This is a genomic window from Oleiphilus messinensis (assembly GCF_002162375.1).
GTDB classification, from domain to species: Bacteria; Pseudomonadota; Gammaproteobacteria; order Pseudomonadales; family Oleiphilaceae; genus Oleiphilus; species Oleiphilus messinensis.
This window is the reverse complement of sequence record NZ_CP021425.1, coordinates 4,562,612-4,587,319: the sequence shown is the minus strand read 5'-3', so window position 1 is coordinate 4,587,319 and position 24,708 is coordinate 4,562,612. Positions and strand designations below refer to the sequence as shown.

Here is a 24,708-nt window from a genome sequence, read left to right as displayed (position 1 = left end):
AATGTTGCGCCCGTCAGAGACGTTTGGATTCCCGTGCGCTTTTACCTGTGCAACTGAGCAGCATAACGCTTAAATCGCTTGATTCACGGTGTAGCGATTCACTCTATTCGAAGTGTTCTCTCTTAAATTTAACCTGTTTTTTCCCGCTGTGCCGAACGCAATACAGGCAGTGATTGCTTGTCGTATCCGCTGGCTTTTCAATTGGCTGATCGCTTAACAGAGTGGCGACCGGATACAGGGAAAGAATGATTATTTGAAGGAAAGAACGATGTACAAGTTTTTATCAATTCTAGCCCTGTTGAGTCTAAGTGCTGCGACCGCTGCAATCCCGCTGGATTTCAACGATTTTTATGTCGAGGGTGATGTGACGGTATCTGCAGATGGCAGCAGAGCCGAATTTTACGAAGATGGCTGGGATTTTCAACGATTGAGCAATGATCCGTTTCTCGGGGATCCAGAAGTGATTCTGACCGGGGAATTCAATGTGTTGCGCTTTGATTACTCCTTCAATGAACCCCAAGATGTTCAGTTCAATAACGATGCTATGGTGGTGACCATTTTTGACTGGTTCTCTCAGGATCCTTATCAAGGGCAGTGGCTCGCGCAGTGGGTAGTTGATGAAAGCCGTAGCGGAACATTCAGTGCGAGTCTGGCAAATTACTTTTCAGCGGCAATTCCCAGTGTTGGTTTGCTGATTGACCTGGAATCGAGAATCGGTGGTGGTGATGCCGGGCTGGATTCAACACTGGTCGTTGAAAACCTCAGGCTCGATATCGTGGACCCTTCTCAGGTTCCTGTGCCGTCGACAGTGTTTTTATTGCTCATTGCATGCATTGGTCTGCGGAACCGGATTCACCCATAGCTTTTCCTTATTCAGTAACCAAGCCTGCTCATCTTGAGCGGGCTTTGTGCCGTTTATCAAATCCAGTTACAGCGTATTGGTTTAAATACGAATTTTCAAATTTAGATACATCAGCTTAATCATTTTCTACGACGTCGCATTCATGCCGCGACCAACCGGGTATCGGAGACAGGCAACATGGAATTCTTTGGGAAGGAAGATCGAAGTTTCGGTGGTAAGTTAAAGCGTAACAAGTCAGGTCAGAAGCCGCTGGCCGAAGCGATTCGAAATGTGACATCCGGTAGCGCACAGGCCAGTGGCCGTAGATTGGGACAGTGGTTGTCCCAGCGGTTATCGACGGCGAAGAAATACAAATCCGAGACACCCCTTGACGGGTCTTTATCAGCAAAAGCATCGCAGTTTCAGCTCGAAGGACTGGAGCCACGCTTGTTGTTGTCTGCTGATCCATTGGCGACCTATGTCGCCAATGATGCAGATCATATCCAGGTTTCAGTGGGCAGTGATGCCAGCGGAGAGCACATAGCGTTAACCAATGCCCAGAATGATACCGCGAAGTATTATTTTAACGACCCGGAACAAAACAATATCGGCATTACCGGATCATCGGCCAGTGACACTATTGTGCTGGATGATGCTGTCCTGGAATTGTTGCAGAGCCGCGAAGATGTAACGTTGGAAATAGATGGCGGTTCAGGAATGGATACGCTGGTGTATAACGGTGCGAACCGGGTGCTTCAACTGTCTGGTGTAAATGAGGGGGGCTTGGCCGCAGTCGAGATCGGTCTTGAGGATGGTGCTCATCAAATCACTGCGCCTTATGTCACGTTCAGCGGCATGGAAAATGCCGATGTTCGAGACACAACCGGCGCAGCTGAAAACAATATCGCGTCGGCTATGGTTGCCTGGCACGGTGATGGTCAATTAACAGGAACAGTACAGTCCTCAAAATTAACATTGATCGGTGATCCTGAGGTGGATAACGGGATCACAATTAGGAATTCCGGCGCTGTATTTGTGGTTTCGGAAAATTCCGGAGATTTACTTCGCTTTGAAATGCCAGCGTATGAGCTGAATATTAATCTGGGTAGCCAGTCCAGCGATACCGTAACGGTTGGCGCTTTGGGCAATTTTGCGGCCCATCTTAATATACTCGAGCAGTATCCGAATATCGGGGCGGAAGATGGTGCAGGGTTCGACGCTGTTCACTTTGCCGGAGATATTAATCTGGGTGGTCATGATCTCACTGTATTGAGTGATGATATTGAGGTGCAAGCCAACGTTACGGTATCGACCAGCTCGAATTCAGGGGCTGCGGGTCGCATTGCACTGCAGACCATCACTATCAACTCGGTCAATATTGGCAGCGATGCACGGGGGATAACCGTGAACCGCGGTGCTGCTTTATTGGCACAAGGTAATGCCGGGCAAGATGGAGAGATACGCCTGCAATCGGCTGTAGTCGATAATGCCGCTGTGTTTAAAAACAATCAGGCAGCCTTGAACGGTAATTTCAATACTGAACGCGCCTTGTCGAGCACCATTGCCCTGGTGGATGCCACACTCCGTGGTGGCGATATTGTCGTTCAAGCTGCGGCGGTTGATGACTCCAAACACAGCACTGTACCGGAGTGGGTTTCCAACCTTGAATATGAAGTGCCAACCTTCCTGGAAGGTCTCGATCCTGCCTTGCCTACTCTGAATGACGAGTTGATGAAGTACTTCTCAACGTTGATCACCCCCGCAACGGTCACCCAACGAACTGCCACTGCAGATGTAATTGTGAATGGAGCCAATATCGAAAGTAGCGGCAACATCAATATCGAATCGGCATCCGGTGTGGATACTTCTTCCGAGTCCATTTCACTTTTTGGTGCATTGGGGGGGGCTGGAAACTTCCTGCCTTCGATCAGTGTGGTCTATGCCTCCGGAACCAGTGCAGCGAACACCAAAATTGGCGATAACAGTGGTCTGGCCAACGCGCTGCAGAGCAATAATGCAACGCGTTTATCGGCGGATGGCAACATCAATATCGTTTCAGACGCAGAAACCACAGCACGACAGTTGGCCCGCAGCTCTGCCAACTTTGGTCCGACCGCAAATGCCAACAAAACGGGTTTGTCGGTTGGTATTTCACAAATTGATACCGACTCTCACGCGGTAGTCGGGGACCGCGCTACGATTCAGTCCGGTGGTAATGTCGCGATTGAAGCGAAAGGGGATATTGATTCTTCAGTCGCAGCTGAAACGACACTCTATTCCCAGGCTCTGGGTGCGGTGGGTTTTGCGATCAATCACGATGATGCGGATATCAATGCTACTGTACTTGGGGATATTACGGCGGTTGGTGAGTCCAATGTGATATCGGATAGCCTTCAGAGTCAGGTTGGGGGGAACGGTGTAATTACGGTGGCAGATCACGGGCTGTCAGATGGTCAGGCGCTCGTTTATGCCTCCACCCAAAGTCAGCCTTTGCCAGGATTGGATGATGCGGGTGTGTATTATGTTGTTGTCGACCCTCAGGACTCAGCAAAAATTCATCTGGTGCCATCCATTCAGGAAGCGCTGGATGCCGACCTGGATAATCAATTGGATATTCAGGCGCTGGAGGCGGGAGGAGATCATCTCCTGGAGCGTCAACGCATCATACTTGAGTTTGCATCGGATCAGGTGAACTCAGGAGCCAATACGATCAATCTGGCGGGGGGCCATGGCCTGGCATCGGGCGATGTGGTGATTTACCGCAGCGACGGTATTGCCTCAATTGGTGGCCTGGAAGACGGTAAGGCCTATGAAGTCCGGATACAAAACGGTGCGGTGCAGCTGGTTCACAATTCTGCGGTTTCGGCATTTGGCACACCGGTGGTTATTGATCTGGATACTGGCTTGCTCTCGGGCACCAGCAATCATTTCCTGGAAAAAGCAGACACCCAGCAACGGGTGCAATCCTTCAGTCCGGTTCACAGTGTCCATGATCAGGAAAATGCGATTACCTTGGCCGCTGGACATAGTTTCCAGACCGGTGACCGGGTGCTCTATCGTTCTGGCGGTTTGAATGGCATGGTCGATGACCTGACCTATTATGTAAAAGTCATCAATTCAAATCAGTTCCAGCTCCAGCTTCAACCGGAATTGGATCTTGATGTTTCGGCTCTAACGGATGTGGGTCAAACCCAGACTCTAAACCGTTGGCAGAGTGTAGATATTGGCACCGAATTGCGTACGGTAGGTGAAAATGACTTGCTTCATACGACAGTCAACGATGCCACCAATACCATCGTGATGGCCAATCATGGTTTCGAGACCGGACAGGAATTGTTATACGTCAATTATGAGCAGACACCGATTCAGGGCCTGGAAGATGGCGGTCTCTATTATGTCATCAAAATCAACAATAACGCGTTTGCACTGGCCAATACCTTTGACCGAGCAATGGATCACGGCACGGTAGGTGATTCTGGCAGCACCCTGAATAACATTCTGGACATTGCGGCGGCTCAGGTTGCCCATTCCCAGCATCAGTTTTTCTATGAGACGACCGCCTTGTCGTTTAACCCAACCGACAGTCAGCGTGTTGATGATCAGCAGAACACATTCAATTTTGGCCAGAATCATAATCTCGAAACCGGTGATGTACTCGTCTATCACACGGATAGTGTGATCGCCAATGACGTAGAGAGTTTTTATAACGTTACTGTTGACCCGGCAGAAGTCCGGGTGATTGATATCGACTCCCGAATTGATATCAATGCCGGGAGTAATGAGATTTTCTTTGGTCTACACGGTCTCAAAACCGGGGATCGTGTGACCTATCAATTACTCGAAGGTTCAACGCCGATACCTGGTTTGTCGGTCGGGGCCACTTATGACGTCGTGGTTGTGGACGATAGCCGCTTTAAGCTACGCACTACTGGCGGGGCCAGTGTGGATATTACTGCTCTGCCGGAGAATGGCGAGTTTCATCGCTTTACCACGCAGTTAACCGCGGTTAACTCCGCCGACAACAGCATTCGTGCCCCTTATCATCGTATGACAACCGGTGAGGCTGTGTTTTACCAGCCCCCGGTAGATAGCCAGGGCAATCCACAAGGAAATGCAATCGGTGGGCTTCAGGCCGGGGTTTATTATGCGGTAGTCATTGATGGTGCGAACTTCAGACTGGCCAGCACCGAAGCGGATGCTCTGGCTGCTGATATCAACAACCCTGCAGACAGTCGATATGTCACGCTGACAGCATCCGGATCGGGGACAGGTCATGTGTTCCGCCATGCCCAGATGCTGCAAATTGGTGACCAGGAAATCAATGGCCTGATTAATGGGGAATCCTATTTTGTTGTAAAAGTCAGCAATACCGAAATTCGTCTAGCGGATTCCCTGGCGGAAGCGCGGGCGGCAGAAATCGTTAAGCCTGATACCTCACATGCCGTTGCCAGCGGCCATACATTGCGCTTGCCGCAAACGGAAGGCATCCATATCGGTGCGGATCTCAAAGCCAAAGATAAAGCCAAAGCTCAGGGGGCAACTGGCAGTGCGCCGAAAATTCAGGATTATTTGACTGAGCCACTGATCCTCGCTGGCACGGCAGCAAAAGGCAAGGGTTACATCAACACCAAGATACCGGGGGCGGGTAATGCGTTCAGTATTGGTATGGGGGTTGCCTTAAACCTGGTTGACCACGATGTTCATGCAACAGTTGGCAGCAGCGCTAATCTGGTTTCACAGCGTGATATCGGCGTCAAGGCGCATATCACGCAATTTGAGCAGGTGATCGTTAAAGCCTTCGCCGGGGTGGAGAAAGATACGTTGAATGATACCCCGGATGCGGGGGATGTCTTCAACGGACTGAATATTGGCGCTGCGTTGGGTCTGGCGTTGATCGACAATGATGTGACTGCAGACATTCAAAGCAATGCTCACATCGATGCAGCAGGCACATTGTCGGTCATAGCCGATTTGGAATACCCGTTACTGTGGTCTCTGCCGGGAACCTATGATTCGGAATTTCCGACCCATCTGGATATTGCCAGTTATCTCGATGGTAGTCTGGGCCTCATGTCCAAAGGGGTCAACTCCTTTGTGAACACTAAAAGCCGGGTTAAAAGTCCGTTAGGCAGTTTTTCAGTGATGCTCACCGCCTCGATCGCGGATTACGACAACAAAGCGATCGCCAGAATTGCGGATAACGCTTTGGTCAATCAGAATGCGGCCCTGCACAATGATACCCAGTCGGTCGAAGTTGATGCGCGTGTGGCCATGGACTTGATCAATGTTGCCGGTGTCATGAACTTTGATATGCACCCATCCGGGGTGCAAAAAGCGTTGACTGATGGTAACCCCGGTGCCTTTTTCAATCCGTTCGCCAATGCCGGTAATTTTGGTTTGGGCGGCACCTTGCATTATCAGGATTTGAATAATACCGCGCTTGCTGAAATCGGTACGGCATCTGTTCGCGCGGGTGCGTTGGGATCGGTTTCCGTGCGGGCCCATGAAGATATCTACTCATTGAACCTGGTTCAAGGTGGCGGAATCAATGGCAACTTTGGTTTGTCGGGCAGCAATGTCCTGAACTTCCACACCAGCGACATCCTGGCCCGTGTGGATGGTAATGCCCGAATTAATACTGGTGATCTGATCATTGATGCCCATTCCATGATGGAGCACTTTAATTACACCGGGGTTGGGCAGTTCTCTTCCGCAATTGCAGTGGGGGAGAGTGTAGAAGTCAATTTCATCGACCGGAAAGTCCGTGCAATACTGGGTGAAGCGGGTTCCGGGTCCAGCGCATCCAGCGGTTATATCAACGCGTCCGGCGATGTTACAGTTAATGCTGAAGGGCGGGGTTATGCATCTGGATTTGCCATTTCTGCTACGGGGATTATCAGCCCGGTTCTGGTTGACCAGTTAACTCAAGGATTCTTCAAAGTACCCACTTCAACCGGTGATGCGGTCAGTGACAGTGCGCGGGTTGCCAATATTGCCCAGCAAATGGCACTAGGTACCTTCGGGCTGGATGTCAGTGCATCTGTTGCCGGTAACTTTGGCGAAGATCATGTGTTGGCAGAAATCAATGCAGATGGCATGACCATTAGTGCTGCTTTTGCGTTGAGTGTCGCTGCGAAAAACGACACCGACTATATGGCACTCGGGGGCAGTGCTTCCCTGGTAACCCGGGGCGATCCATTGCCAAATGCCACTGCAGGCTTGGCCGGTGCGGTCACCGTGAATGATCTTGATTCAACGGTGAAAGCCTACATCAAAAACGGTGCGATTACGGCGGGCAGCGTGGCGGTCAATGCCATTCGTCCGGATGAATTGAACTTTATTACCGGCTCTGCCGGTGGACGTGCCCAATTCACCGCGGTGGACGTCGGCTTCTCTATTGCAGGCTCTGCAAGTCTTAATCTCATTGAATTGACAACGGATGCGGCGATTCAGAACAGCACTGTTGACGCGGGGGCGGTATCGGTCTTGTCCGAGAACAAGGCGGGTTCCCGGGCGGTAGGCGGTGGTATAAACCTGAACATTGGCGTGGCGAATCTGGCGGCCGGGGTCGGAACGTCCTTTGGGTTTAACGACATTTCGTCCACCACGATTTCGGTGATTGATAACAGTACGATTACTCACCAGGATAATCTCGATGTTATCGCCATTTCAGGCATGGCAATTGATGCCTATGCTGTCACACTGGGCTTCAGTGGTACGTTCTCGGGCAGTGGCGCCGCGGCAGTCAATCTGGTCGAGAGCGAGACCCGCTCGGAACTTAGAAACAGCAGCACCCTCGGCGGAGGAACGGGAACGATCGCGGACGTAAATGTCTCTGCGACTGACACACCAAGTCTCTTTGCTGTGGGGGTCGGGGTCAGTGGCGGCTATTTAAACTTTGCCTCGGTCGGTGGCGCGGTAGCCTATAACGGCATCGGCTCACGTGATCAGGACAACCCTGCAACCAGTGGTGCCTTCGCACGCATCAGTAACAGTACCGTCGATACCTCCGGTAATGTTGGTGTTAAATCCGTCTTCCGACCCAATATGGATGGCAGTGCCATTGGTGGCGCTGAAGTGGCGGGTGCAAGTGGTGCGGCTCTGTCCGGTGCTGTCGTCATCAACGATTGGACTGCAGACAGCACCGCTTTAATCGAGCAGAGTGATATTGTGGCCGGTCTGTCGGTAACGGTTGCCGCACAGGATTATGATGTATCGGGTCGGGCGACAGTCGATGCGATTGCTGGCGCATTGAGTCTGGCGTTCAGTACCGGGCAACTGAGTGGCGGTGCCGGTGCGGGTGTTTCGATTAACTTCGTGGATAGCCATATCCAGGCAGAGGCGCTCGATACTGCCATCACGGCAGGCGACTCAGGAACCCCGTCGCAGATTCAGATCATGGCGGACTCTGATCGACAGTTGAATGGGTCTGCAGTCGGGCTCTCCGGTGCTGCCGGATTCTCGGTACAGGGGGTCAATATTGCCGGGGCTGGATCCTATGCCGAGAACCAGTCCCGTAACAAAGTGATCGCGCGTCCGGTGAACACTGAGCTGGACAGCCGCTCAGGCGGGATAATCATTCGGGCTGAGGAAAATCAAGGTGCATTCGCCCTAGCGGGCGGTATTGGTGCTTCCGGCAGTATTGGTGCCGGTGGGGGGAATCTGGCCGTTGGGTTTGGTATCGGCAAAAACGATATTGCTTCCACGATTATTGCGGTTACCGATCAATCCACACTGACTGCACAGGGTGATGTGGTGATTGAGGCCTTGTCGCAAAACAAAGGTGCGAAGTTTGAGGCGATCACATTTGGCGGTGCATTCTCCGGGGCTACTGGCGCCACGGTGGGTGGTGCACTTTCCGGTGCAGGCGCAGATGCCCGTAATATCATCCGTAACTCAGTCACAGCAAGCGTTGAAAATGGTTCTACGATCGTCACGAAAGGATCGATTACGATAAATACTGATGAGTTATCGGATGTATATGTCCTGGCTGTAGGTGGCGCTGTCGGGTTTGCAGCGGGTGCTGAAACGGCCGGCGCGCTCACTGTGGGATGGGTCGTGTCGGAAAATGATATCGAAAATACAGTGACCTCACGGGTCCAGAATGCATCACTGACGACGACCGAAGGCGGTCAGAGTGCCGATGTCAATATCTGGTCTGCTTCTGATCTGTTGGCGTCGTCCCATGCAGTGGCTGTTAGTCTGGCAGGTGCGATAGCACCCTTGGCAGGCAGTATTTCAGTTGCGGGTGCACAATCTGTCACGCGATCCAAGAACCGTGTCGATTCGCTGATTGATGAAAACAGCACTGTAATCGCATTTGGTGCGGTTTCGGTTGCCGCAAACGATGGCCAGGATACTGGCTCCGAAATTAAAGCGGGGGTAGGTACCGGCGCAGGCGCTTTCGGGACTACTGCTGGTGCGTCCGCAGGGGTCTCGCAAACTGAAATTGTGGTCGAAAATACGATTACCGCTCGCATAGATGGTGTGGTCGAGGCCCAAACCGGTGATCTCGAAATCGCGGCGAATTCAGATGCCCATGTCGATGTTGAAACCTACGCGACCTCAGTCGCTGCATCTGCGACTGGTGCTCTGGCCGGGGCCGGGGGCAGTACTTTGGTGCAGGTCAGTAATGTCGTCGATGCGGTACTGGGACAAAGTGCCAGTATTGCGGCGTTGGTTGGCGATGTGTCGATTGATGCAAATTCGGACTATTTTGTGGAAGCCGATACCAAAGGTGTCGCCGGGACATTGGCTTATGCCGGTGCGGCGCTGGGGGTATCGCTGGTTAATGTACACGTAGGTGGCATTAACAGTGATGGTGAGCAAAGCCGCACCCGGGCACAACTGTCGGGTTCGGTACTGAAAGCTCATAACGTGACTGTAGAAGCCTATAACAAAACGGATGCAGACAGTGATGGCTTTGCCCTGGGTGCAGGTGCGGGTAAATTTGTACTGGCCGGTGCGGCGGTTGCTGCAACCACGGTAATCGACACGGCTGTGGAGGCGGTTATTGTAACGCCGGAACTGGGGGATGTGCTGGATGATCAGGCAAAACAGGTCACTGGTGACCTCACCGTTCGTGCGCTTTCAGATGTGGATGGTGATGCGGACACATTTGGTATCAGAGCTGCTGTTGGTTTAGGGCTTGCTGTTGGCGGCTCCATGAGTGAGGTGCACGTTATTCCGTCGGTGACGGCTCGAATTGCGGAAGACTCCCAGATTGATGTGGACGGTCATATCCTGATCGAAGCGTTACAGGGAGTTAATGCTGCCGGTCAGAGCCTTGATCGCCGATCAGATGCTGTTGCTGAAGCGTCCGGTGGTGGATTAATTGATGGTTTTGCTACCTTTGCGTTCATTAATATGGCACCACAGGTTTCAGCATCCGTGCCCAGCGGCGTAGCACTGTCTGCAGGTGAAACCGGGGATATCACCGTTCGGGTACGGACCGACAACGATGCAAAAGCGGATGGCAGCGGTTTTGCTATTGGTGCGGTTGCCGGTGGCGGTTCCTGGGCAGAAGCACAGGATTATGCTGATGCCCGAGCCAGTATTGAGGGACAGATCCTGCAAGCTCGCAATGTTGATGTTATCGTAGTCTCTGATGATGCAGCAGAAGCGGTCAGTAAAGCCTTTGGCGGCGGGGTCGTCAGTGGCGCAGCAGCAGATTCAGACAGTTATGTATCGCCAAGATTGCGGGCCAACATTGGCAGTGGCTTGAACATTCAGGCCAGTGGTCGCGTTTCGGTGACCACGGATGCGACGACTCAAGCGGAGTCCCATGCGGAAGGTTCCACGATCTCCCTGGGCGGGGCCGGCGTTTCATTCTCTGACGCAACCGTTATGCCTGAACTTGAGACCATTATTGGCAACTCCAACATTCAAGCCGATACCATTACCCTGTCCAGCCAGCACAACCAGCATGATCCAATTGCAGATAAAGGCGCTAAAGCAGTTAGCACCGCTTCCGCCGGTACGTTGGTGGCTGGCGTGGGCGTCAATACTGCAACCGCGACTTCCAGCGCTAACTTGAACAGTTTTGTCGGAGATCAGGCACAGCTGGATGCGACCGGTGATATCAACATATTGGGCGCTTCGAACAACCATGCCGAAGCGAATTCCAGCGGGAACGGTTTCGGATTGTTAGTCGGGGTTGGAACCAGTGATTCTGATGCCAATACCAACGGTGTACTGAACACCCGTCTGGATGGCACGATATTAAATGCTGCCAATATCACAGTGCAAAATATACACCTTAATGATACCCGTTCCGAGAGTACCGCCAGCGGTGGTGGTCTGGTGGGGGTACAGGGTACCGATTCCAGTACCGGCATCAATACCACGACCACAACCGAGCTGGGTGTGGGCCTGAATATCGCTCAGAATAGTGGCCATGTGGTGGTGGATGCCAATGTCAGCAATGATGCCTATGTCGATGCAGGTGGTTCCGGTTCCGGTCTGGTTGGCATTGGTGATGCCCAGGCAAATGGCAATATCAGCAATACCAATACATTGCGCATGTCGGGTGGCACGATTAACAGTAGCGGTGATGTGACACTGGGCGTCGATTCAGACAACGGTATCACGTTTAATGCCCGCTCCGGCAGTGGGTCGGGCGTAAACCTCTCGGCTGCCGGATCTAACTTGACGGTGAATGATACGACCCTGGCCAGTATTGACGCAGAAAGTCTGATTCTGGCTGAAGGGGACATCCGTGTTGATGCGAATAGCCGGGGTTCTGGCGATGGCCTTTCCAAGGTTGACAACTCGGGCCTGGGAACAAATGCCAATACGAACAGCAGTTTTACATTCAATCAGGATTTGACTGCAACAATTGATGATGCTGAATTACGGGGCCAGAATATCAATATCGCTACGGATGTTGAGCGTATGGTTATTACGGCCAAGGCCGACTCCAGCGCGAAAGGGGCAGGGACGGATTCGGATGCGAGCGCAACGGTAACCACAGATTCGGATGCCACACTCAACCTGTTGGATGGCGCGTTGCTCAGTGGCGAAGACTCGGTCACGCTGAGCGCCGGATATGGCACACTGGATACCGAAGCAAAAGCTGATGCGGCGACAGCAAGCGCTGGCGGCGACACGGATGCGACCGCGACCAATGCGTTGACGGCCGACAGTCTGGTCAATGCTGATAGTGGTGCGACAATCAGAACCCGCAACCTTCTGGTGGAAACACCGGCACCCGCTAACCCTCTTTATGATGCCAATGCCAAGCGCCATATTAACTTCGGTATCGTCGATACCGGTGAGGAGATCTCCAATCGCTCCCTGACCATGAATCGTGAGATGCAATTTGATGCCCAGGTGATTCTGACGGGTAAAACGGCAGAGCTGTTTATCGATGCTGCAGGAAACGTCGTCAGTCAGAAAAATATGGCCATTGACGAGGCCGCCTCCAACGCCAGTCAGATCGTGCTTCAGGATCTGGTCAATACCGAGGCGCTGGTGGGATCCGCGCGATTCAATGGTGGCAATACCAATCAGGATTCTCAAGGTGATGTTGGATCCCGTCTGACGGGGAATCCGGATTTCCGCTTCAGTACCAGTTTCGAGAGTGTCACCGTTAGCAATGAATCAGGCAAGGACTTGATTATCAATGATATTTTTGTCACCAATGACAATATCACCGCCCAGAGCAATATTGTCTTCAATGTTCAGGACAATGCCTTGGCGCAGCCGGTTCGCATCCAGTCTAACCCGGATATGCCGCCGGTCGTGATCGAAAACCTGGGAACTGCCGACCTGATTGAAGTGCGTGGTACGGTTGATAATCCTTATGGCACCACCTTACTGAGTACCGCGACCGGAAATATTCAAACGGCATCCGCAGGCCTGATTCGCAGTAACGAACTGGATCTGGCTGCACTGACCGGAGACGTGGGCAGTTTGCAGAATGCCATCCGGGTCGATACGAACCGTCTGGATGGTGTGGCACAGGATAATTTCTATGCCCAGGACAGTGTAGGTGATCTGGGCGTAGGCCATATCGAAAGTGCGGGAATCGTCTGGTTAAAAACCAATGGGTCGATCATCGATGCTGATGCAACGGAGTCAATTGACTTTCCGGAAGAAATGGTTGATGTCCGTGCTGATTTGATTGTCTTCAACGTAAACAATGGTGCGTTGGGTGATATTTCGAATCCGCTGGATGTTCAGACAGGAACCGGGCTTTTTGCGGATGCCAAAGGTGATATCGCGTTGTCTGGCATTGGCGGAACATTGACACTGAATGAAGTCTTGTCCCGCGAAGGCAATATACTGGTCACTGTAATGGATACCGATAGAACCGGTGATCTGGGTGAACACCTGTTGCTGCCGGAGAATGCCAAGCTTCGCGCCGAAACCGGATCGGTAACTCTGCAGGCCGGTGATAGTATCGATTTGGACGAAACTGCTGCAGTCCGAGCCCAAACCGGGATTGCGATTACCGTAGATGAGGGTGATGCGGACAGTACCGGGGCGCTGGTCAACCTGCGGGGTGAAATCCAGGGTGCCAGCCTGACGGTGAATACGGGGATCGAAAGTGATCAGGTCGCGATCTCCGCGGCAAGCCAAACGACCCAATTGAATTTGTCAGATGGTGATGACCTTGTCTTGCTGGGAAGTCGCGCGAATCTGCTCGTGCCCGATACCGAGGCGGGTAATATGAATGGCTTCAGCCATAACCTCGGCGTTGACGGCGGAGCCGGATCAGACCGGGTTGAAGTCGATCATTCCGGTACCCCGGTAGCGGCAGTTGTCTCTATTACGGAAGACACCGTTTCCGGTGTGGCTCAGGGCCTGCTGTCTTACAACAATGTCGAGGAACGGGTGCTGGATCTGGGAGCCGGTGCGGATCAAATAACGATTAATGCAACCCACAGCGACACCCTTCTGCGAGTCAATAGCGGTGCAGGTGCAGACCGTATCAAGCTGGGTCAGGGCGATACGGGGAGCGGAACCCTTGATGGTATTCAAGGCTTTGTGGATGTCCGGGGTCAGGAGGGGAATGACCAATTAATCGTTACCGATTCAGGCGATCTGGATGCTAATGTCGGAGTCTTGACGGAAAACCGGATACTGGGTCTGGGCCTGGGAGCGGCAGATGACCAGACTGTGAATATTGATGCCGGTGTGAACTATTCCGACTTTGAAAAAGTCGAGTTTGCACTCGGGGCCGGAGCGGATCAGCTGACCATTTCTTCCTTGAATACAGCGACAGATCTAAACGCTGGAGAAGGACTGGATGCGCTTTTAATTACCGGAGATTTGAAAGATTATCGAGCCAGCCTGGAAATTAACGGTGGCGGTAATGGCGATATTCTGAATGTTGCTCCGGAGGTTGAAAACCCCTTGCAGATGACACTGGATCAGGTGAATGGCCAGGGCATACTGAGCGATATCGCAATGGCGGTTGATACTGAGGTGCGATTCTCCGGAATGGGGGCATTGAATCTGCAGCTCACAGATCTGGCGGATGTACTGACTGTGGAAGCGCTGGCGACCCCCGCAACCATCGCTTCAGGTGCGGGTGATGATGATATTCAGCTGGTACACGTTAGTCAGCCGGTAACTGTAAATCTGGGGGCAGGCCAGAACCGGACAGAACTCGTTAGTGCATCCGCTCCGGTCAACGTGATCGGGTCAGGGGCATCGGACGGCTTTGATCATCTGATCGTTGATGCATCGACCACAACTTCGCAAATCACGGGACAGATTACGAATCAGAGCGCGAGTGCCGGGCAATTGACGGGACTGACTAATCAGCCCGTGAGTTTCGACAAACTGGATCGGGTTGAAGCCATTCTCGGGGAGGGTAATGACATCTTTACCGTGAACCATAGCCTTGTCGATACGGCGGTCATACTGCACGGCGGAAAAGGTAATGATGCCTTTGTGGTGGAGCAAATTGGCGCGCTGGAAACCCAACTGGTCGGTGGTGATAATGAAGACCGGGTCACGGTGTTTGTAGAGGGTGCACCGACAGAGAATCAGTTCGCGACGCTGGCACTGGATGTTGATGAACTGATTGTGGATAACACCACCGGTAACGGTAATCACTGGATCAGTGTCGATGGCATCGAGCTTCGAGCCAATAGCGGTGCTGGCGAGTTCCTGGTGATGAACACTGACGGTGCTGAGCTGACCGATTTACGAGCGGGATCCGGGCAGGATCGTCTGGAGACGCGCAGCGCAACACCGGGTGAAGTGGCTGGCCTGGTCGATGATCATCGCGTGGAGCTCCGACAGGGCGCAGAAGTTCTGGAGCAATCCGGGCGTGATGGTTATCACTTTTACGATGTCAATGTGGTCTCGATGGATGGATTGTTATCGGGAACTAACTATGTTGAAGATGGCTTTGTTCTCAGTTCGCCATCGCTCAGTAAATCAAACTTGCACAGCGCTTCTATCACAACAACTAATTCTGCTGATCGGGTTCAGTTTGCTTCGGAGAACAGTAGCGAAATTATCGGTGTTTACGCATTGGATGTCAGTACGGCGACCAGCGGGAGCCAGTCGATTACCGTCGAAGCGGTTACCCTCTCCGGTGAGCCAGTGGCAAAAACCTACCACTTCGAAGGAGCAGCCGGACCACAACAGATTCTGCTGGATGACAACCTGTTTGGTGCTGTTCGCAGCATCTCCTGGGTCTCTCAAGGGATAGTTGTCGATAATATTGTTGCCCAGAAGCTGGTAAACAGTGGTTCTGCCCCGCAAGTAGCTGATGTGGGCACATTGGTTCTGAATAACAATATCAACATTAATACAAGCGCGAAAACCGTAAATGGTGTCAGCAATGGTGGCACTTTGAATGGTGTCGGCGTCTTTATCAGTGTTAAAAATAACATTCTGGAAGTGCGATTCGCGGGGAATCTCATCATCGGGGACAACGTGCAAGTGAATGTTTCCGGGTCTGCGAACCTGGGTATTTCACTACAAGCCGCAGGTGATGTTTCGGTCGGCGATAATTTCCGGGTGAACATGAATGCCAACTATGAAAGCCGTGGCTATGGTGGTGGCCAGGGTGGCGCGAAAGTGACAGGGGGAACAGGAACATCCGGTTCGGGGGGCGGTTCCGGTGGCTCGACTTCCGGTAGTGCGAGTAATGGTGGTTCAGGAGGTAAAGGTGAGTCTTATCCAGATCGATATTATGGTGGCTCTGATGGTCGATCCGGAAATTGGGGCAGTGGCTCCAATGGTACGAGTTCGGGTAACCCCGGTACACCCGGAGGGAGTGGTACCGCAGGCCAGAATAGCGGTGGTGGTGCTGGCACGGGGGGGACTGCAGGTAGCCGCGGTTCCAGTGCCGATTCCCGTAGTGGTGGTCGTTATGGTGGTGGCGGTGACGGGGGGAGCCCGACCAGTCTGGGTAATGGTGGATCCGGCGATCCTGGTGGCAGTGGCCGGGATGGTCAAGCAGGGATTAAAGGTGGATCCGGTGGCTCCGGTGGCCATGGTAAACCGGGCGCGAACAACGGTTCCGGTTTACTGATCTCCGGCGGTAGCGGCGGCGGTGCTGGTGGCTCAGGCGGAGGCGGTGCGGGTGGCTCCGGTGGTGCTGGTGGTGGTTCCGGTGGCGGCGGTGGTGGCGGTGGTGCTGGTGGTGGTGCTGCGCCATTTTACTGGTGGTCCAGTGCCGGGGGCACAGGCGGTAGTGGTGGCCGCGGTGGCGATGGTGGCCGTGGTGGAAATGGTGCGACCGGTGGTGACAGTGGCACTGGCGGTGGCGGCGGTGGTGCCTTCGAGCTTGTGGCGCTGGGTGATATCACCATCGACAACGGCAACCTGACTGCGGTTGGTGGTCAGGGCCGGGACGGCAAAGGGCCTGGTACTGTTGGACCCGTTGGCGGCTCTGACGGGAACCATAACTCCGGACGAACCAACGGGAGTTCAGGAAGTGGTACAGCGGGAACTCGCGGTGGCTCCGGCGGCAATGGTGGCCACGGCGGTCATGGTGGTGCCGGTGGCGCGGGTGGTTCTGGTGGTACGGGTGGGAGTGGTTCCGGCGGTGCTGGCGGGACAATCAAGCTTTATGGTACTAACGTAGATGCCTCTGGCGTTTCGGTTAACACCTCAGGTGGTAGCGGCGGTAAAAATGCACAAAATGGTGGTAGCGGACGTTTCATATTTGGTTCCAATACCGATCTGGCGGAAAACCGTCCGGGTGCCATTACGGGAGCTCATCAGACCATTACCACAGGTGTTCGAAGTGACAACAGTTTCCTTGCGGATAGCGGTCAATTTAATGAAAACACGCCTTACATCGCGGACCTGAAAGGGGGGGCGGAAGTTTTCGGTGTGTTGGATAACGTCACTTATGATGATCTAGCGGATTTGGTGAATAACCGCAGCCTGGTCGAGAATCCCGGAAATGATGCACTGGTTGCCGTGGTGCGTCTGGATACCGGACCCGAAATCTATAATGTGGACTACACCGGTTTCGACATGGTGTTAATGATCAACCTGACCGATGCCAATTTGCCGGATCCGGAGTTAGGTATTGTCCTGCCAGGTAGCAATAGTGGGGACTATCAGGCTGACTTGATGATTGGTGGTGTCGAGAATAATCCGTCGTACGGTGGCAGTGGCTATCAATCTATGGGGACGCTCGGTGCCAACCAGATTTGGGCAACGCTGGTACCCGAGACTGATATTCAGATCAACGCCAGCATAGACGGCGAAATCGATGCCTTGAATCACACCGCTCTGGCGGTGGGTGACATTGAATTTATCACCGTAGATCAAGGCAATCGTCCGGAATTGAATGATCGTTTGCAAGGCTTTGACCGCATGGCGATTGACGCTTCCGGTGCCACGCTTTATGGCGTTAATGCCGAGCAAAATGCGCTGGTTGTGATCAATGCCCAGGACGGAACGCAACGACAGTTGCTGGTCGACGGACTTGATGGCGTTGAGGGCCTTGCCGGGGCCAGTGATGTGGTGCTCAGCCAGGATGGAAATCATGTCTATGTCGCGGGGGCGGATGCTAATCGTATCGCGGTGTTCTCCCGTGACTCAAACGGCAATCTGAATTTTGTCGCTTCGGTGGCAGCCAACGGTATCAACAGCCTGACGCTGAATGAATCCGGTAACCGGGTCTATGCCGCCGGTGAGCAAGGCATACAGGCCTTCAATCGTGGTGGGAACGGCGTACTGACTGCAGCGACCGGCATGACCACACCCAATGGAATGACCGGCTTTACCGATATTTCGGTGAGTCAGGACGGCAGCACGGTCTATGCCGTGAGCCCTGTGGATAATGCTGTACTGTCCCTGTCTGCGACTAACTTGTCTGTTCTGGATACGGTAAGCGGCACTCAGAGCGGTCTGGCCGGGGTTTCCAGCGTCGAGCAATTCGGTTCCTTTGTTTATGCTGTGTCGGAAACCGGCAACACAATGGCGGTACTCGAAAATAACAATGGCAAGTTCGCGCTGGCCCAAGTTCTGGAAAATGGACAGGATGGCGTCCGTGGTCTGTTGTCACCCAGTGATGTTACCGTTTCGGCAGATGGTGATTACCTGATGGTAACCGGAGCGGGTGCAAATGCTGTGGCTGTCTTTGCCCGCAATGGGGACAATGCGCAGAAAGATCCGGGGCAGCTCGAATTTGCCCAACTGGTTCGAAATAATGTGTCGGGAGTGGACGGATTGCAGAATCCGGGCACATTGGTAGTTGATCCTTCTGGCCAGTTTGTTTATGCCGGTACCCTGTCGGAACCGGGCTTCGAGGCAGGCTTGGTGACGTTTATGGATTTGTCTGCCGGTAATGCACTGCCAGAACCCAATGCCAATTTGACCACGTTCTCCGGCATTGAGGCGTTGGACGTTACAACAACGGCTGGAAACGACACGATCACCGTTGCCCGCAATCCTGGTCAGGATGTTGCGAACTTTGGCATTGAAACCGGGGCGGATGCTGACAATGTCATCCTTCAGGCTCACGGCCAAGACACGCGGGTTAATACGGGGAGCGGGCAGGACAAGATTCAGGTTCGTTCCAGCTCAACGGATGCCGAACTGCAGTTGTCTGGCGGTGATCAAGATGACCGCTTTGAGTTTGTGTCACTCGGTGCCAATAACCGGGTCGAGGTACTGGCAGGTAACGGAAGTGATTTGATTTCGGTTGCCGGGGATCATATACCGGCATCGAGTACTCTCCAGGTCAATGGTCAGGAGCCCGGTGCAGGCAGTGACACGCTATTGTTCGATCCGGAAGATCCCGATCCTTTCGACAACCAAATTAACTACACACCGGAAAACTTTGATCCGAACAATGGCGTGATCCAGGTTATTGGTCGTGGTCAGGTGAATTATCAGAATGTAACCGTGCAGCTCGCAGGCGCACCTCAGATCGACTTCATCCAGCAACCTTATGCAATCAATGAAGGCGATACGGTGACCTTTGCTGTGGATGTTTTGCCGCTGGGCAGCACCAATACCCTTAGCGCCGACCCGGTCTGGGATATTGACGGCGATGGTCAGTTTGGTGAATTTAGCGGGCATACCGTAACCCTGAGCTGGCAGCAGTTAGTTGATCTTGGCCTTAATGATTCCGGTACTTACCAGATCGGCGTCATGGCCACAAACAGCGACGGTTTCTCGACTGTCGAGGTGGCGGAGATTGTGATTGCGGACACGCCACCAACGGTTACGCTCTCTTCGGAATCGCCTGCGGTGTTGGGTGTAGGGCAGACTTATCGTATTGCGTTCAGTGCTGATGACTTTGGCAGTGACCTGATCACGGAATGGCGTGTTGACTGGGGTGATGGCCAACCTGTTGAAATACTGGGGGCAGGTGCTTTGACCGCACAACACGCTTATCAGGACATCGGCAACTATAACGTCAGTGTCTATGCGGTCGACGGCGATACGCTGCCTGACGGTACGCAGAGTCCGGAACTGGTTGTCGATGTCACTGTATTGCCTGAGCAATTGTCCATTGCTGATGTGTACACCATCAGCAAAGGCAGCAGTCTGATGCTCTCTGGCGATGCGCCGGCGAATCCGGGTCAGATCGGCTGGGACATTAATGGCGATGGTGATTATAACGATGCCACGGGGGCTTCTGTGGAAATCAGTTGGGAGCAGTTGCAAGCGCTGTTGCCAGACGTCGATCAGGCGGGAGATCATCAATACAGCATCCGCATGCAAGCCACCTATGAGGGGGCTGATCTGCAGGTGCAGTCCAAGCCGGCGTTATTGCGGGTAGAAAGTAATCCGGCGGCTGCTGCGCTACGCATTTCTGAAAATCCTCAGGAAGGGGAAGAGGCAACCGTATCCATTGTCAGCACCCAAACCGGGCAGCTGCTGGACACAGCGGGTTACCGTTTTAGTTTTGACCTTAACAATGATGGTAATCTGGATATTGTTGAGTCCGCGTCACCGGAGTGGACGATTCCTGCTGCACAACTGGCTGATAATGGCGCTTACAGCATCCGGGCCGTGATCCATGAACCCGGCAAGGATGATCTTGAGATCTATGGCACCGTTCAGGTGGCAAATGTTGCGCCAATTCTGTCGGTGACGGGAGCCGAGCAGATTCAGCAAGGTGAGGACTATAGTCTGTCACTGTCTGCGACCGATCCCGGTGACGATACTGTGGATTACTGGGTGGTGAACTGGGGGGATGGAACCAGTGAAACTTACTTCGGTGAGGCCGTAGAGGTCGTACATCAATTTGTTGCCAATGGCAGTACTGAAATCGCAGTGTCCGCGGTGGATGAAGACGGGGTTTACAGTACCACTCACAACGTTGTTGTCGGCAAAGCAGATTTTGCTCTCGAAAATGTACAGATAGCGGACGTCCTGGAAGACGGCATGGCCCGTCTTACGGGGTTGATCACCGATGTCGCGGCAAATCAGAGCCTGAGCATGACCATCAACTGGGGAGATGGTCAGTCCCAAACTGTGGATTTACAAACCGGTGCAACTGGCACCAGTAAGAACTTTGATGTATCCCATCGGTACCTTGATGATGCGCCATCCGGTACTGAATCGGATACCTATACCATCAGTATCGCGGTAACGGATGCCGCTGGCGATACCGCTGTGACCTCAACAGAGGTCACGGTCTCTAACCAGGCACCTGTTCTGACCAGTATTAATCTGGAACAGGGCGCAATTGAGGCCGGTGGTACTGCAGTGTTGACCGGTATCGTGTCAGATATCGGTGAGCTGGATACACACTCGGTCACAATCGACTGGGGAGATGGCAATACATCAATCGCTGAGGTGAATCCGGTCAGTGACACGTTCACCGCCAGCCACCAGTACAGTGCAGGTGGACAGTCTGGCTACACGATCACGGCAATCGCTGAAGATGACGACGGGGGAATGAGCGACGCCGCAATCACGGAGGTCTCCATTCTCAGCGAAGTCATCGCATTCAATCAGTACGCTTTTGATCAGACTGATATTACCGAAGGTGAGTCGGTTAACCTGACCGGAACTTTCGCGCAAATCGGTAATCTGGATGCCTACCGCATGTTTGTTGAATGGGGCGATGGCGAGGTGTCGGAGGCCAGCATTGATGTGGCTAACCGCTCATTTGCGGCGCTGCACACTTATCAGGATGACCCGGCTGGCAGCAATGACGATTATCTGGTTACGCTGGTTCTGGAACGTGATGATGGCACGCGAACCGAGTTGGCGTTGACCGAATCCACGGTGATTATTGATGATCAGGGTCAGCAGATTACCTACGCGCCGACCGTTGTGAATGTGTCTAACAGTGCACCGCAGTTACTCAATCTGACCACAAGTGCATTCAATGCCGGACAGGTTGCCGTAGGGGAGCCCGTGCAATTAACCGGGCAAGTCCTGGACGCCGGTACCCTTGATAGTCATACCATCACGGTTGACTGGGGCGATTCCGTCGTTGAGACCATCAACCTGAACAGTGCGGATATTCAGCTGACCCATGATTACGATTTACCGGGTCAGTACAGTATATCGGTTTCCCTGGCGGATGATGACGGTGCCACCGTAGCAGGGCAGACTCAGGCGATACTGGGTGGCTTTGTTGTGGACGATGACGAGCTTTACATCGCCGGTACCTCGGATGCGGATCTGGTTCGGATTCAGGAGCGTGGGGATGGCGGTTTAATTGTCCACTATGAATCGACAGTCGAAACGATCACCCAGACCTACGATGCCGACCAGATTGCACAATTACATGTCAATCTGGGCGAAGGGGATGACCGCATCGAGTTTATCGGGTCGGATTCGGTGAACCACTATCGTCTCAACGGAAATACCGTTGGCCATGACTCACGTAGCACCACCTTTACCAATATTGAATCTGTATCAGTGGATGCTGGATCAGGTACGGATACCGCGATTTTTGTTGGCGGTGATACCGGCGGTTCCGGCAAGCTCACGGCGCAGAGCATTTCCAGCGAGAGTTTTGTCGCTCAGGGTATTCCGGCAAGCATCGCCTATGCCGGGCTGGAAGGGCTGGAAGTCAGACTCGGTGCCGGCTCCGACAATTTCACCGTAGATGCACTCCCTGCAGGGATGGCGCTGGCCATTCACGGTGGTGCTGGTGATGATCAGATCTTTGCTGATAAAGTGGCAACCTCGGTCGTCATTGATGGTGGTGCCGGTAACGATAAAATTATCGGTGGTGCGGGTGATGATGACCTGATTGGTGGCCTGGGTGAGGACGAACTGATCGGCGCTGCGGGTAACGATATTCTGATTGCCGATGTTGGCCGGGTTATTGTTACTCAGCTGGAAAACGGTTCAAGCCGCAAGGATATCGTTCTGGAAGAGGTGGCGACTGCAGGGCAGCTGCTGGACTTGTCAGTCAACCTTTCTGACACGGCCAAAACCCAGCTGGTTGATGCAGAGCAGATGTTATTGCTCCGTGACCCGGACAGCAATACAACATCGGCGCTGCTCCTCGACGTGACCTCGGGCAGTAATGACAAACTCTCCGGTGGTGCCGGACAGGATATGTTGTTCGGTCAACGGGGTAATGACCAACTGGATGGTGGCGCGGACGACGACCAGCTCTACGGTGACGGTGTGACCATTTTACCGAACACATCCAGCACCCAACCTGCGGTTACGAATACGTTAAGACTGCTTTCCGGTGCGGACACGGATTCCAGTATCAATCTTGATGCTGCAGGGACAGTCCTGAATGCGCCTGTGCTGATCAAACCGGAAATGGGGGCGACTGATTTTAACCCTGGACTCTATCACATCACTGCGGAACCTTCGGGCGGTCTGGAGTCCTTGAACGGGAGTCGTACCTTGAGCACTTCGCTCGGTTCACCTTACTCGGTGATGGCGTCTGTGGTGTTGAATGCGGGTTCCAGTGCCGGCTTGATGGCGGGCAATGACCAGCTCAACGGGGGTGAAGGGGCTGACCTGATTTACGCGGATGATGTCAGTATCGCCACTGCGGTTCGATCGGGATTCAGTCTGCTGGATGCAGCGGAGCAAAACACCATCGCCGCGATGAGTACTTTATCTGATGTGGTGGCCGGTCTCGCTTTCGATCAGAGCAGTACCGAACTAGGCGGTGACAACATTGATGCCGGAGACGGGGATGATATCGTATTTGCGGATGAGACCCACATTGTCAATGGCTTCACTCGAAGCTTGCCAGTTGCTGATGCAGACCTGACAGACACGGTGCTCATGCTGCACGGACATAGCACCGAGTTGCGTGCTGCGGTTCAGGATGCGGCGTTGGCCATTGCCCAGGTTAGTACCAGCGGCAGCGCCCAGGTCAGTGCCGGCATGGACGTGATTCAGGCTGGATCCGGACAGGATCGGGTCGTCGGTGACCGGGCGATTGAGTTGCTTTATGAAATCGACGGCTACGGACTGGATGCTGATCCTGCGGATCTTTTTGCCCCGGCCAGTGTGGCGGCAACAAGCGATGCCTTGTCCGCGCAGGCCGCTGCAAGCAATAGTGCTCAATCCAGTTACCTGACGCAACGTCTGGATAATCTCCCTGTTGTGAATCTGGATCGTGTGATTTCGCTCCAGACGGGCAATGATCAGATTCGGGCGGGCGATGGCGATGATCTGGTGAGCAGTGATGAGAGTATCACGATTCATCCGGTCAATACCGGCCCATTGCTGAATGCGAGAAGTGCTGAATATCCGGCCTATATTGCCAACATTGACAACTGGACCCAGGGGCTTCAGGACTTTGTCGCAGATCATCGCAATGTGGCATCGGATTCGAGTCTTGATCGTTTGAACTTTGCTCCTTTCACAATTGGCAGCATGGCTTCGGATCGCGTGTGGGGTGACAATGGGGCAGACAGCATCATCGCGGACAACAGTGTGCTGATGGTCGAGTACAACACCGAAAGTCCAACACGGTTTGGCCGCTTGGGTATTCAGCCTGTCACGATTGCTGACCTGGCGCATTCCGGGTCAGCATCGGCGGGTCAGGATACTGTGAATGGTGATGCCGGGGCGGATATGATTTTCGGTCTTGAAGGGAATGACATCATTAATGGCGGCGCAGACAATGACTTGATCTACGGTGGCTCCGGTGTCAATGAACTGGATGGTGGTGAAGGTACCAACACGGTGCTGGACAACTCAACCCGTGACCCCATGACAGGACGGAATCTGGATGCCTTGCAAGCGAAACTGTTTGCAACCCGCAGCACCGACCTGCTTGATCAGATGGCCGCGGATAACAATCAGTCCTGGGTGTTTGATAGTCAGACCGGCGGGTTTACGCCGAGTTCGGGTACCGGTTCCGATCAGCCTGTGATCGAATGGGACGATATGGATCTGCTGAGTTATATCAAACGTTAATGTGAAGTAGAAATACAGGCCCCAGGGATTCGGCTGTGTGTGCCGGATTCCAGGGGGCTTGATTATAT

The 24,708-nt window shown here is 53.4% G+C and carries 2 protein-coding genes; both read left to right on the top strand.

Annotated features, from left to right (window positions below; all coding sequences use genetic code 11):
• The first annotated feature begins 268 nt into the window (after nucleotides 1–268).
• Nucleotides 269–862, top strand: coding sequence for a hypothetical protein (locus tag OLMES_RS19860; protein WP_087462865.1), 594 nt, complete (start codon nucleotides 269–271; stop codon nucleotides 860–862).
• Between the two features lie 177 nt (nucleotides 863–1,039).
• Entirely contained in the window at nucleotides 1,040–24,640 is a 23,601-nt protein-coding gene (locus tag OLMES_RS19855) for a beta-propeller fold lactonase family protein (protein WP_087462864.1), read from the top strand.
• The last annotated feature ends 68 nt before the right edge of the window (nucleotides 24,641–24,708 follow it).

What these genes read in the sequence shown, in the direction of transcription:
- OLMES_RS19860 (WP_087462865.1), top strand. Translation starts at nt 269, where the DNA reads ATGTACAAGTTTTTATCAATTCTAGCCCTGTTGAGTCTAAGTGCTGCG.
- OLMES_RS19855 (WP_087462864.1), top strand. Translation starts at nt 1,040, where the DNA reads ATGGAATTCTTTGGGAAGGAAGATCGAAGTTTCGGTGGTAAGTTAAAG.